This is a genomic window from Pseudomonas batumici (assembly GCF_036585405.1).
In the GTDB taxonomy this organism is placed as follows: Bacteria; Pseudomonadota; Gammaproteobacteria; order Pseudomonadales; family Pseudomonadaceae; genus Aquipseudomonas; species Aquipseudomonas batumici.
Genome location: NZ_CP144470.1, coordinates 1,197,283 through 1,209,077, shown reverse-complemented (window position 1 = coordinate 1,209,077; position 11,795 = coordinate 1,197,283). Strand labels below are relative to the sequence as shown.

Here is an 11,795-nt window from a genome sequence, read left to right as displayed (position 1 = left end):
GCACGGCGGTGTGGCGGATGAACGGCTGGCCGGGGGCGACCGACACGACTTCTACCTGGGCAAGCCCTGACAAGGGAGCAAACAATGAGTGAGACCCTGAGCGGACAGGCAGCACACACCATCTCGGCGGTTGCGGGCCGCGCCGATGTGTTGATCGTCGGTGGTGGCCTGAGCGGTGCGATGCTGGCGGTGCAGTTGCTGCGTCTGCCTGGCCGGCGGCGGATCCTGATCGTCGAACCGCGTGCCGAGCTGGGGCGGGGGGAGGCCTACAGCGCCACGGAACTGGGGCATACGTTGAACGGCAACGCGGCGCGGATGAGCGTCGACCCCGATAACGCTGACGACCTGACCCAGTGGCTTGAGGCGTTTATTGCCAAGGGTGGTTGGCCGGAGTCGGATCAGCAGCACGTGCCGGTGAGTGAGCTTTTCCCTCCCCGGGGGATCTTCGGTCTCTATGTTCAGCAACGCCTGGCCGAGGCTCGGGAGCAGGGGGCGGTGTCGGGATCGACGGCTGAGCATGTGTGTGGCGAAGCGGTCGATCTGCAAATCGACGCTAGCGGCGCACGGCTGGCACTGGCCGACGGTCAGTGCCTGGAAGGGGCCTGCGCGGTGCTGGCCACCGGTATGTTCCCGGCGGCACGCACCCGGCAGAAACACTCCAGCGGCTTGAATGCCGCGGCGATAGATCCTTGGGATGTCGCCGCCATGTCGCGACTCGATCCGCAAGGGACGGTGCTGATCATCGGCTCCGGCCTGACCATGGTCGATGCGGTGGTCTCCCTGGAGCAGGCCGGGCATCGCGGGCCGATCCGGGTGTTTTCCCGGCACGGGCTGTTGCCCCATGTGCGCCGCCAGCCACCGGCCTGGGAGGATTTCCTGGCCGCCGATCAGAGCATTCGCAGTCCACGGCAGTTGCTGCGCGAGGTGCGTCGCCAATGCGCCGCTGCGTTGGCGTCCGGGATCGACTGGCAGGCTCCATTGGACACGGTGCGGGCGCATATCGGTCGGCTCTGGAGCCAGGCCAGCGATGTCCAGCGTCGGCAGTTCGTGCGGCATGTGCGGCCGTGGTGGGAGAGCCATCACCACCGTTCGCCGCCTTTGAGTGCCGAGTTGGTGGAGCGTCTTTATAAGGAAGGGCGGCTGACCATCGAGGCGGCGTCGCTCAAGGGCCTGGACGAGCCACGGGACGGGAGGGTGAGTATTTCCATCCGGCCACGGGGAGAGTCGCAGGCGCGTACGGTCATGGGAGAGGCCTTGATCAACTCTACGGGGATTGAGTACGACTGGCGGCGGGTGGATCGGCCATTGCCGCAACAACTGCTGGCACGCGGGTTGGTTCGTCCGGGACCGCTGGCGCTGGGTATTGCGGCTGATCCGGGTGGGGCGGTGGTGGACGCCGAAGGTGATATCTCCACGCGCTTGTTCGCCATGGGCCCGCCGTTGCGCGGCATGTGGTGGGAGAGCACGGCGGTGACCGATGTGGCCAGCCAGGCGAAGGCGCTGGCGGTGCGTCTGGCACGGCTGACGGACCCGCAGAAAGACCGGGGCTGACCTAAAAATTATTAGAATTCAGGGGGTTGCCAGTGTCATTCAACTAGGACATAATGCGCGCCATCAGCTCGGGCGGTAACGTCGCGAACACTGAAGAATCAAGGAGTTGCGGCAAGCCAGTCTTGCAAGGGCGCTCGATTCGACCTGAGGCCGAGTAGCAAAATGGTTATGCAGTGGATTGCAAATCCATCTACGCCGGTTCGATTCCGACCTCGGCCTCCACTCTTCAAAAGCCCCGTAGATTAGCGTCTACGGGGCTTTTTATTTGGGCTTGGAAAAGTGCTGTTGTTGTACGCTTCTTGAAGCAATCATCGGACAATTCGCTTTCAATTGCCTGAAACTTCCTAGAAAATTCTTTCGCCTTGCGCTTGCCGAAACCGGTCACTAGTCTTCGTCCATCGCTGCCAAATCAGCGGTCGGGCGTGAGAACCCGTGTTCAGTAAGCGCATCAGTGCCAGCCATCGTTACGGATATCTTTTCGTTTGCGATCGTTCCATGGTGGCTGTGCGCAGGCAGACTTCGGTCTGGCCGGTTGCCTACTGTCCGGTATTCTCACCCTGCGTACAGCTGCCACCCTTTGCCGCGTGAGAACGGCAAAAGATGGCTCCTCAATCATGTACATGTAGGAGCTGGACCATGGATAAAAGACTTACACCGGACCCGCCTGCAGGCCTGTCTGCTTCGCATACTGACAAAAGACTGGACCCAGCCGTCGAGCGCGCCTTTGCCCATTATGGACTTCCGATGAGCGACGACCCTCTCAAGTCCGACAGCCGTCCGAGGCTACCTCGCAAACCAGCCTCTCTCAGCGTCGAGGACAAACTGGTCAATGCCAGTTCGATTCTGCAATCGGCAGCGGCCACCGCCTATGAGTCCGCAGACCAACTTGATGGATCAAATCGCAAGTTGGCAATGGGCACGGTGCATTTGATCGAGTTGGCACAGTCGTGGGTGGATTCGGTTTTAGATGACGAACTCTTCGGGCGCTAAGTCAAGTTCAGTTCGGTGCACGTGAATTCTGCATCGGCTGAGATTCGATCCCTCAGGGATAGACCATAATTTTGTCGTTATCGTGGTCTGTTCCACCTAGCAGGGTCATGTCGCCGAGGTTTGGTGTATTGGGATAGTGGTGAGCCAGGACCGCCGATGGGAACGGTTCGATCTCCGCAAACCAGGCATGCACGCATGCCCAGCTGTTGCCAGGCCAGCGTCGCAGCCTCGATGCCGCTGCAGATGCTTCCGTAGGTGAATGGGCATGAATGGTCCTCGCTGGCTGGCGTGACGTGTGTTTGTGGGCTATTGCTTGATGGTCCGGCATAGAGCCGGATCGAGGAGAAGCAAATGGCAGACGTTGATCGATTGTTACCGGGAGTTACACTTCCAGTTATAAGTGCCGAAAAAAGAGCAGCCTGGAATATGAGTATCGATAACCCAGAAGAAACTAGATATAGAAAAACTGATGAATTTATTAATATGCTGGAAGAGTTGCGTACCTATGTAAACAAAAATTCGTTACGTGTTGTTATTGATCCCGAAAGTGCCGAAAAAACGTTTGATCTATTATATGCTGTTAGCTATAGTTCTGATTATCATAAGGCGGGCGCTTCTGTAGCCAGGGATTTATATCTCGAGGCTGCTAGGAAAGGCTATCCATTAATGATTAATACTGTTCGTGAAAGGCTGAATTTAATTATTTCGGAGTATGCGTCTCTCACGTATTCGTCTCTTTTGACATTAACCGGGACATTGCTTCGATGAGGTTTTGCTAAGCTTCGGCTTTCGAACCTATAAACTAAGCGGATGGGGCGTATCGTATTTTGCATCGGACCATAAAGGGGACAGATTTATTTTTTGCCGTTGCTATAAGGCCGTGAAAATAAATCTGTCCCTATGTGCATTTTTCTGCGGTACTACGGAGCAGCACCGGCAGCCTGAACCTCAATTGTCTGCTTTAACTTTATCCTTTCTATCGCGTGGGCGCATCCATACTCGGCGGCTTTATTTAGATAGTGAAGTTGTTCTTGTTTTAGGTTTTGCGTTGACATCTGAGTTGCAAAGCTCATGTAGAGGTTGGCACGAAAGTCTTTATCATTGAGTGGTACAATTGAATCGCTGTAGGAGGTGCCGCTCCAATCGCAACTTGGCATCATCCAGGGCTGTGGGTAGTACTTGCTATAAAAGGCTTCATTCTCAGGCAAAGCGTCGATTAGTGATCGGAATTCAGACGTTTTAACTTCGTCGAAGCAATAGAACATCATTTGTAAGCCCGCAGGAGTAAAACCCTGGTTCAGGCTGGACCTTAGAAGAGAGCAGACTTTATCAGCAACTTGGTCGCGAGGAACAAAGCGCGACGATATCCACGCTAGGCGATACTGCGCAGCTGGATTCCCTGCTTCAGCTGATTGTTTAATCAGGGGGATTCCTTTGCTGAGAAGTGACTGCAATCGCTCCCTGTATTGTTTTTTTTGTTCCTCGGAAGGTTTAGCCTCAGCAGAGCCCGGGGGATATTTATTGAAGAACTCGTTGTCTTCTTTGTCGACACCGTCAAGATAAGGTAGTGCTTTGAAGTACAGCGCTTCGCTTTCTGGCGTGATTTTAAGTTTTTCTGCGTTTGCACAGGCTGTGCAGAAGGCCAGAAATACTAGTGCGAAGCGTTTGATATTTTCTTTTGCCACGTATTCGTCCATGGTCACGATCGTAGGGATCGTGACGATATCACGGAGCCATCTGTCCGCCACCGAGCGGATTTTTTATTTCTCATGTCCACGGAGTCGAACGCATGGATTTTCTACACCGCGTGTTCGACAAGGCTGAATGGCTGTTGTCGGGCTGGTTGGCGCAATCGTCGCAAGCTGGCCGGTGGCACAAGGAGGATTTGACCGACTGGAAAGCCTGGACAGTGTTCCTGATTACTGGCGCATCCTGCGCCCTGTACCTGACTGGGATGGTCAGTACCTACCTGGGCGTAACCGATCCCGGCAACTGCGTGAAGCAGGTCGGTGAAACGCTTGGTGTTCTCGATGTTGACCAGAAGGGTCGACATCTGATGGCTCTGGCTCGGGCCGAACAGGCCGTAGATGCGGGCCGGGTCTGGGTGAATTTGAGGCATAACGATTCCTTGGCCGCTATAGCGACTGACCTTGAAGAGGGTGGATATTTCCTAGAAAAAATGGGGACAGATTTATTTTCACGGTCTTATCGCGATGGGGAAAAATAAATCTGTCCCCTTTTTGGTCCTGCGAATGTGCTCATGGTTTTCTCCATACATGCGCCGCCCTCCGTGATCGGATTCGGTGGCGTGAGGTTGGTTTGTGGTCTATTGCTTGATGGACCGGCATGGGGCTGGATCAGGGAGGCGATATGGGAAATCAGGGCTATTGGGATTCGGTTATTGAGTTATCCAGAAAGAGCGGCGAGTGCCACCAGGCTGGCCAACTGCTGTCTTCACGGCGCGCCTACGAGGGAGTGTCACCCGGCGCGGCGAAGCCAACGCCATTGATGAAGTGATGGTGATCGAGAAAGCATGGAGTTCAATCGTCAACCTGCGCGGGAAACCCAGGTTCCCTGCGTTCAATCTCATCGAAACAAGGGAATGCCATGGCGACTTTCGATACGAACCATGGTGGCGGAGCCACCTTTTACAAGTTCTATGTTCAAAATCACACAGCCAGTACCGGTTTGTACTATGACATCGAGATGCTGATGAACGGAACAAAATCAGAATGGCGATCTGGAATCGGGAGAGGGATTGCAAGCCCGGGAGAAACAGTGATATGCAACTTCGATCTTTATAAATCCGACATCAATCCCGTGCAGCAATTCTCTCCAGAGCAGTTACTGCGTCAGACGCTGGAGAAAGCCAGCGTGTCCCTGTTCAATGTCAACGATACGCCTATATCACTGTGGTTCTGGAGTGGGAATGGCAATCAGCAGTACATCAACTTTCTCAGTGGCGGCCCCGTAAGGGTTACAAGGGATAGTTCGATATTCAATGAAGTCAAGTTCAACCAGTACCGTTTCACGCTGGATTCTGGCGGACACAACAACGACACGCTTGATATCTTCTTCCAGCTCTACGACGCCTGAATCTTGATCTCCATGCATGCGCCGCCCTCCGCGGCCGGATGCAGGACCGTAAAGGGGACAGATTTATTTATTGCCGTTGCGATAAGACCGTGAAAATAAATCTGTCCCCATTTTTCACAGGCCTCACTGATGGCTAGCGCAGTAACGTGTTGCTAAGCGGCCAAGCGATCCACCCGCCAATTTCTTCTCTCAGGACGAGCCATGTTAACGGTCAACAATATCCTTGTTTTCGACTGCACCGATGAGGGCGTGGAGCGACTGGTGCGGGAGGGAAAGATCCGGCGTTTCGACAGCAAACTGCCCAAGGAGACATTCTGGAGCACGCATGTGGCGCCACGGCTCGCTGCCAACGAATCGGCGCTGCTCCTGCCAACGTTCAACGATTGGGTAGCAGCACCCATTGCGAGCGGCAGGCATATGCCCGGGCAATTCGTCTCCGTGTTGTCGAGCAGTCCGTTCGCACCTGCCGGGCGCCTGGACGGCGTACCTACCGGTCTGGCATTGCAAAGCACGCAGGACAAAATATTCACGTCGGTCGACGCACTGATCATCGCGCTACGAGGGCATTTTGCAGCCACGGAAAACAGGCAAAAAGAAGAGCGCCTGGCGCTCGATGTCCTCGCTAACGTCAAGATGTTCGAACGCTATGTGCTGGACCGATTGATAGTGAATATCCAGAGGGCTATCACCAACAAAGAACGCAACCGCCCCGAGGGTGAGTCGTACTACGGCCCTGGCGCGACACTGGATTGGACCCGGGACATTGTCGCCTCCCTCGCAACCGAGTTGCCGCTGACCCGGTTGTATAAAAAGGTCGCCGCTATCCACGACTTCTGCCGCTGCAACAGATTCGACACGCCGAATCGGGACACGACCCGAGGTATGCGCATCGGCACCGAGAAATACAGCCTTGCGGAGGATAACCACTGGATCGCCAACCAGCGCAGCCTGAACAACTCCATCTGGGCAGGTAAATCCGGCTCGGCGATGGATATGGTTTACGCCGCCAAGCAAATTGGCATCAATGACGATGATAGCCTTGCCGCGCTGGCATTCTGTATCGTCGCCTTCTTTCACTTCATGCCGACCAGCCAGAGTTCGACCCACACTTACCATGAGGTCATGACCGGCGCGACGAGCGTGCATGAAGGAATCAACACGTTCTACAAGGCTGCGGAAGTTCCCGGCGGACAGGACGTGTTTCGCCAGTTGCAAAGCCGACCCAGTCTCTGGAAACCAGACGACAGCGTCCAACGCTGCCCTGGTTGCAATACCACCTTTGGCGTCTTCACCCGTAAGCATCACTGTCGAGCTTGCGGCGGCATCTTTTGTGCCAACTGCAGTAAAGAGACGAAGGTGGTACCAATGCCGGCTATCCGGCCGGGTAAAGCGCCCGAGACAGGGAACCTGCGGGTCTGCAAGTCTTGTGCTAGCGGCTGATTGCCGCCAAGTCCTACTCTGGATCGTAATGCTGTTCACTTAAGCAATTTGGGGCCGCTTTGCAGCCCCAAAACAGGCAAATCAGCCTTAAGTGAACAATATTACGAGATTACCCGGGTTTTTTGCGAAAAGGTGACTGCGGAAAGGTGACAGAATTATTTTTTTCGGATTTATTTTTTTCGCCATCACGATAAGACCGTGAAAATAAATTTGTGGCAGCTCAAGGAGGTAGAGATGGAAAGCTCGAAACTGAAAGCAGAGTGCAAAAAGTGGCGTGATTTTTATTTAAAAGGCCAGAAGTGGTGGAGTGTGGCGCATCACATAGCGGCTTTCGGGACCATCATTTGCAGCATCGCAGCAGGAGCCATTATCCAAGCAGAGTTGGATCACTCTAAAATCCTCGCGTCTACTCTGACAGCAGTTGCGGCAGCTTTATCCGGTTTGTCAGCGTCCGGGGGATTTGAAAGGAAGTGGCGTAGCAGCAGGCTAAACCGAAGTCGTACAGATTGTTTGCTGCTTGACTTAGAGAGCAGTCCAGTCCCCTCTCCAGATACAATAAAGCAACTGAAAGAAATAATTTTCCAGCATGATCAGGACGTAGTTGTGGATGAGTCGAAAAGGCCTTGAGCCGTCTACCTGCGAAAAGGTGACTGTGGTGAAAGTTACATCACTCAATTTCTATTTTTAAGTGGGCCATATTTATGAAGTTTAAAGAGAAGGTGCTCTCCCTCTTGGCTGGAATCATTTCTTTGCCCGTGTTTAGTGCGCCAACAGTGACAATCGTACCTCAGCCGACGACGGGGGAAACGATTGCAGCATCCGCAGCGCTCCCTAGTCGGTGGGTCGTTGATATTGGTGGGCCATGTACTTACGGTGCCTGTATCGCGCAAAGCCCATCAACCGAGTCTGTGGTTGGCCCTTCAGTGGAGTTTTTGATTACCCCAAATGGGCAAACGGCTCAAGTTGACGCCTCTGTCGGTTTTCGAAATAGTGTGTCTGGGACTCCAAATCCTTGGGATCTGTCGAAGTACTCTGGGCTAACCTTCTACTACAAAGATTACAATGGTCAATATTCGTACAATGGAAATTCTGCTTTATCACACTACTTTCTAATATATGACAACAATAGCTGTTATCGAGAGTGGGTAATTAACTTGGTTAACTCGGATGGCTCCCCGGCCTCTGGCTCTCCCACTATCGCCTCAAGCATTTGGTACCAAATATCCGGCTCCTTCCAAACTCCGCTAGGCCCATATGTAATTCAAGGTGGCATACCGAAGAATGGTGTGCCGTGCAATAGTGTTCCACTTGATTTTTCAAATATAACCTATTTTGAAACGGGCATTTTTGGCGGTGCGATACGCCCAGGAGACGGCGTCAAATATAACTGGCTGGTTGGTACAGTAACGCCGACTTTAGTGCCACAATGAATAAATATCCCTCGGCTTCGTCCGTGAGGGTGATACGGTCGTGGTGTAGAGTATGGATCGTCTTGCCCGCAATCTCGACGACCTGCATCGCTTGGTACAAAAGCTGACCAAGCGCGGCGTGTGTATGGAGTTTCTGAAAGAGGGCTTGGTGTTCACTGGTGAAGGCTTGCCCATGGGTGTCCCCATTTTGCATTTTTGAGATGCCGTTCTCGCCGGTGAGCGACCACCCCTGGTTGTTCGCCGCTGAACCGGTCGCAGGCAATGAGTTTACCCAGGCAATCGGCAGGGCTGCACAGAATTGCGCAGGCGTCGAACCCCAGCAGTTGACCAGGCATTCATCGTCGACCGGAGCACCTTCGTCCTCAGGCGCTCCTGATGGCTTACCGGGTCGCGCTCCACTGTTGGATATTTCCTAAATTTCTTAAGGTAAGGAAAAAACGTTATTGGACTTTTGGAAGTGGCGTTGTAAAACAACAGATGCATGACCTTTGCTTGAAGGCCAATGCATCGCCATTTGCTCAAATGGAAATCGCCCAACTTTGAGCTGGGCATTGATCAATGAGCCTGACTGCCAGTACAGGGATAAGTAGCTGCGACTTTGGCCAACTGCTCGCGCACCAGCGCAGAGGGCTCATTGATCAACACTCTTCTGCAAGTTGATCCTTTCTAACCAAAAATATCGCGCGGTACAGGCCTATCGAGGTAGATGCGCTTTCATACGGCCTCCTTGGGGTATCGGGCGCCGCGGTACTCAGGACGCGACTGGTAATCAGGCTTGCAGATGACCCCGGCGAGCAAGCGCTTCCAGGTATCAGCGTTGTTCGGCAGGCAGATGCCGAACTCACTGGTGCCTCTTCGTAGATCCCGGCGCGGTCCAGCCTCCAGTAGTAGCCGCTTTCGTTGGTGCGTCAGAGGGTGATTGCCTTGTGCCTGCGGTGTGTGTTTCAGGCTCAGCACGATGAACGTGCGCCCGGGATTATTTTCTGTGGGCATAGGGGAGCCTTGGCCAGTGATCGGCTACAGTTGGTAGGTCATCGATAGGGAGATCGAACATGCAATGCTTAATTTGCCAGGCCGCCAGCGATGTTGTTCACACGACAGAAAGCTGGTCCGAGGTCAGATGCTCAGCCAAGTGTGGACACTTCAGGGTTTCAGCGAACCTTGTTGCAAAGATGAAGCTCAAAAACGAACTCTTTGACGTTGGACGAACGAGGCGCTGGCTTGAGATGGCTCGGCACGAGGGGCCGGCGCCATTGATATCGACCTATGATTACAGTGTTTCTTTATTGTGTCGTGGGATTAAATAGTGATCTGACGCCACCGGCCATGATGGTTGGCGCTGGATCTTCCAAGCCCTGGCCCACGCGGCCTCTCAATAGGTCGACTGCCAGGCAACGGAGTCAAGTGACAGCGACCTTTCGCCTGTGTCAGCATTCAGCCACGACCCCACGGCAAGGACGCTGACGACGATGCTCGACGCTCTGCAAGGCACACCACTCTGGGTCTACGGCGTTTTCCTGTTGATCTGCTACTACGGCTTCAATGCTCGAACAGCCAGCCGGGAAAGCCCACGCTCCCTGCTGACCACGCCGGGTGTTCTGACGCTATGGTCGTTCTTCTCTCTCAACTACGTAGACAACGTCGAACTGACGCTGGGCAGTTGGTTGGCCGGTATCGCATTGGGTAGCCTTGCTGCATTGCTATTGTTTTCCCGACGTGGTGTGACCCTGGACGACGAAGGCCTGGGGCTGATCGTGCCGGGCACCTGGAAAGTCCTCGGCATCTCGCTGCTGTTTTTCGCAGTGAAATACTTCATCGGCTATCAGGCCGCTGTGCACCCGGAGCGCTCGGCCAGCGCGAAGATCCTCATACTCACTGGCACCTCATCAGGATTTACCGTCGGCTTGTTCTGCGGCCGGGCCATCACCTTCTACCGTGAATGGCTGGCACTGTGTGCGATCAAAGAGAGCAGACCTACCGCCTGAGCCCGCCTCGGCGAACACTCCCTTGCTGGCTCGATAGCCTCGCGTTCACTACCTGTTAAAGGCGACGGGGTAGTGGCCTTTTGCTAAAGTCCGTTTTTTGCATGGATGGAATCAGATGAAACGGATGTTGCTCATTGGACTCGTTGCGGCGTTGTTGGCGGGTTGTGGGGATCCCAGGCTCGATGCCACGACAGAGGCGACGTTGCAGGAGTCCACGAAAAAAGTGGCCGAAAAGCTTTCTCCTGAGGAGAAGAAGCAGTTCGCTGCCGACCTGATGTTTATTGCACTGAGCAACATGGATCTCAGGAACAAGTCGGCTGACGCGATGCAACAGGACATCAATTCGAGCTTGAACGGCAAGACCGCAGCCGAATTGAATACGCTGGCGAACAGCATTCGTCTTGAAAAGCAGAAAAAGCAAAGGGAGCAGGCCTTGCAGAAGCAGTACGGCGCCTTCTGATAACGGCTGATTCTCATGGGCCTGCTGTGGCGGGTTCATGGGGGTGGAATGACGTGGTCACCATGACCCAAATGAAGCGTCGGATAATTCTGGCGAAGAAGAGTAAATAGAAGCCCAGCTTATCTGCTGGGCTTTATTGGTTTTGGGATGCGTTCAGCTTGGCGAATACTCTCTTTCGGCCCAAAGCCGCCGGACAGGAGCGCGCAAGCCGGCATAAACAGGCCTTCCTGATTCCTTCCAGGAAGTCCTGCTACTGACCTGCGTACACCGCCTAGTGACCAGCAGGTACCTCATATTGAATGAGAATTGCATTGGCCAGCTCTTCGTCAGTGGCCTTGAGGCCTGGGTTGTCATGTCGAATCTGATCCAATACCGACTCTAGATAGGCGCCGCGAATCGCTCCTCCACTGGCGACGAAGGTGGAGGCATCATCGCGGACGGGAGTCGCAATTTTGTGGTCCTTGAACGTAGAGTAAAGCGACGCAGAAATCCCTGCTGAGGTAGCAACATCGCGCGCATCGATATCGGGTCTGTGAGCCATGGCTGAACCAGCGGGCAGACAAAGCACTAGCAGAGGGATGAGGAATATGCGGCGCATAGCGTGTCCTCCTGAAGCAAGAGGCCTAAATGGCCTACCGTATATGTTTTGACGCGTGGTGCCAGCCAGGAGTTCCCTGTCAGCGGCGCATCCCGGTTCAGGTGGCGTGAGGGGGAGCTCAGATTCGCTGATCCGATCAGACGTGAAAAAGCCCAGCCCCGGACCGGAAACGGGACACCCACGTTCTCATTTTCTAGGTCCTCATTTTCATTTGATTTTCAATCCATTAGGCTTGCTGCCCACAA

Annotated in this window: 12 protein-coding genes, 1 tRNA gene and 2 pseudogenes; 12 read left to right on the top strand and 3 right to left on the bottom strand. The window is 54.3% G+C overall.

Annotated features, from left to right (window positions below; all coding sequences use genetic code 11):
- Positions 1 to 84 precede the first annotated feature (84 nt).
- The 3 genes from NUH87_RS05125 (at position 85) to NUH87_RS05115 (ending at position 2,541) form a co-directional block, all read left to right on the top strand.
- Complete coding sequence (locus NUH87_RS05125; RefSeq protein WP_338525037.1) at positions 85 to 1,551, top strand: FAD/NAD(P)-binding protein; 1,467 nt, start codon at positions 85 to 87, stop codon at positions 1,549 to 1,551.
- A gap of 148 nt (positions 1,552 to 1,699) precedes the next feature.
- Positions 1,700 to 1,773, top strand: a tRNA-Cys gene (locus NUH87_RS05120).
- A gap of 414 nt (positions 1,774 to 2,187) precedes the next feature.
- Positions 2,188 to 2,541: a DUF6124 family protein gene (locus NUH87_RS05115; protein WP_338525036.1), complete on the top strand. Its 354-nt coding sequence runs from the start codon at positions 2,188 to 2,190 to the stop codon at positions 2,539 to 2,541.
- 97 nt (positions 2,542 to 2,638) lie between these two features.
- Here the strand turns inward: NUH87_RS05115 and NUH87_RS05110 are convergent.
- Positions 2,639 to 2,786 (bottom strand): annotated as a pseudogene (locus NUH87_RS05110) (DNA cytosine methyltransferase); the annotation flags it as partial.
- Positions 2,787 to 2,892: 106 nt separating this feature from the next.
- On the opposite strand from NUH87_RS05110, the gene NUH87_RS05105 reads away from it, so the two are divergent.
- Positions 2,893 to 3,309, top strand: coding sequence for a hypothetical protein (locus tag NUH87_RS05105; protein WP_338525035.1), 417 nt, complete (start codon positions 2,893 to 2,895; stop codon positions 3,307 to 3,309).
- A gap of 152 nt (positions 3,310 to 3,461) precedes the next feature.
- On the opposite strand, the gene NUH87_RS05100 is transcribed toward NUH87_RS05105, so the two are convergent.
- Entirely contained in the window at positions 3,462 to 4,238 is a 777-nt protein-coding gene (locus NUH87_RS05100) for a hypothetical protein (RefSeq protein ID WP_338525034.1), read from the bottom strand.
- Between the two features lie 92 nt (positions 4,239 to 4,330).
- Here NUH87_RS05100 and NUH87_RS05095 point away from each other — a divergent pair, with 92 nt between their 5' ends.
- From NUH87_RS05095 to NUH87_RS05060, 8 genes and pseudogenes are all read left to right on the top strand, one after another.
- Entirely contained in the window at positions 4,331 to 4,768 is a 438-nt protein-coding gene (locus NUH87_RS05095) for an MFS transporter (protein ID WP_338525033.1), read from the top strand.
- 380 nt (positions 4,769 to 5,148) lie between these two features.
- Positions 5,149 to 5,637, top strand: a complete 489-nt coding sequence (locus tag NUH87_RS05090; RefSeq protein WP_338525032.1) for a hypothetical protein — start codon at positions 5,149 to 5,151, stop codon at positions 5,635 to 5,637.
- Positions 5,638 to 5,838: 201 nt separating this feature from the next.
- On the top strand, positions 5,839 to 7,077 hold the full coding sequence (locus tag NUH87_RS05085; RefSeq protein ID WP_338525031.1) for an FYVE zinc finger domain-containing protein: 1,239 nt from the start codon (positions 5,839 to 5,841) through the stop codon (positions 7,075 to 7,077).
- Positions 7,078 to 7,311: 234 nt separating this feature from the next.
- On the top strand, positions 7,312 to 7,704 hold the full coding sequence (locus NUH87_RS05080) for a hypothetical protein (protein ID WP_338525030.1): 393 nt from the start codon (positions 7,312 to 7,314) through the stop codon (positions 7,702 to 7,704).
- Between the two features lie 74 nt (positions 7,705 to 7,778).
- On the top strand, positions 7,779 to 8,507 hold the full coding sequence (locus NUH87_RS05075) for a hypothetical protein (protein WP_338525029.1): 729 nt from the start codon (positions 7,779 to 7,781) through the stop codon (positions 8,505 to 8,507).
- 10 nt (positions 8,508 to 8,517) lie between these two features.
- A pseudogene (locus tag NUH87_RS05070) lies at positions 8,518 to 8,682 on the top strand (recombinase family protein); the annotation flags it as partial.
- Between the two features lie 1,294 nt (positions 8,683 to 9,976).
- Complete coding sequence (locus NUH87_RS05065; RefSeq protein ID WP_338525028.1) at positions 9,977 to 10,492, top strand: hypothetical protein; 516 nt, start codon at positions 9,977 to 9,979, stop codon at positions 10,490 to 10,492.
- Positions 10,493 to 10,607: 115 nt separating this feature from the next.
- Positions 10,608 to 10,952, top strand: coding sequence for a DUF6694 family lipoprotein (locus NUH87_RS05060; RefSeq protein ID WP_338525027.1), 345 nt, complete (start codon positions 10,608 to 10,610; stop codon positions 10,950 to 10,952).
- Positions 10,953 to 11,223: 271 nt separating this feature from the next.
- On the opposite strand, the gene NUH87_RS05055 is transcribed toward NUH87_RS05060, so the two are convergent.
- The gene (locus tag NUH87_RS05055; RefSeq protein WP_338525026.1) at positions 11,224 to 11,550 is read right to left on the bottom strand and encodes a DUF2388 domain-containing protein; all 327 of its coding nucleotides are present in this window, start codon (positions 11,548 to 11,550) and stop codon (positions 11,224 to 11,226) included.
- Positions 11,551 to 11,795 lie beyond the last annotated feature (245 nt).

Excerpts from the sequence above, each read along its gene's own strand:
- NUH87_RS05125 (WP_338525037.1), top strand. The coding sequence starts at position 85 with ATGAGTGAGACCCTGAGCGGACAGGCAGCACACACCATCTCGGCGGTT.
- NUH87_RS05115 (WP_338525036.1), top strand. The coding sequence starts at position 2,188 with ATGGATAAAAGACTTACACCGGACCCGCCTGCAGGCCTGTCTGCTTCG.
- NUH87_RS05105 (WP_338525035.1), top strand. The coding sequence starts at position 2,893 with ATGGCAGACGTTGATCGATTGTTACCGGGAGTTACACTTCCAGTTATA.
- NUH87_RS05100 (WP_338525034.1), bottom strand. The coding sequence starts at position 4,238 with ATGGACGAATACGTGGCAAAAGAAAATATCAAACGCTTCGCACTAGTA.
- NUH87_RS05095 (WP_338525033.1), top strand. The coding sequence starts at position 4,331 with ATGGATTTTCTACACCGCGTGTTCGACAAGGCTGAATGGCTGTTGTCG.
- NUH87_RS05090 (WP_338525032.1), top strand. The coding sequence starts at position 5,149 with ATGGCGACTTTCGATACGAACCATGGTGGCGGAGCCACCTTTTACAAG.
- NUH87_RS05085 (WP_338525031.1), top strand. The coding sequence starts at position 5,839 with ATGTTAACGGTCAACAATATCCTTGTTTTCGACTGCACCGATGAGGGC.
- NUH87_RS05080 (WP_338525030.1), top strand. The coding sequence starts at position 7,312 with ATGGAAAGCTCGAAACTGAAAGCAGAGTGCAAAAAGTGGCGTGATTTT.
- NUH87_RS05075 (WP_338525029.1), top strand. The coding sequence starts at position 7,779 with ATGAAGTTTAAAGAGAAGGTGCTCTCCCTCTTGGCTGGAATCATTTCT.
- NUH87_RS05065 (WP_338525028.1), top strand. The coding sequence starts at position 9,977 with ATGCTCGACGCTCTGCAAGGCACACCACTCTGGGTCTACGGCGTTTTC.
- NUH87_RS05060 (WP_338525027.1), top strand. The coding sequence starts at position 10,608 with ATGAAACGGATGTTGCTCATTGGACTCGTTGCGGCGTTGTTGGCGGGT.
- NUH87_RS05055 (WP_338525026.1), bottom strand. The coding sequence starts at position 11,550 with ATGCGCCGCATATTCCTCATCCCTCTGCTAGTGCTTTGTCTGCCCGCT.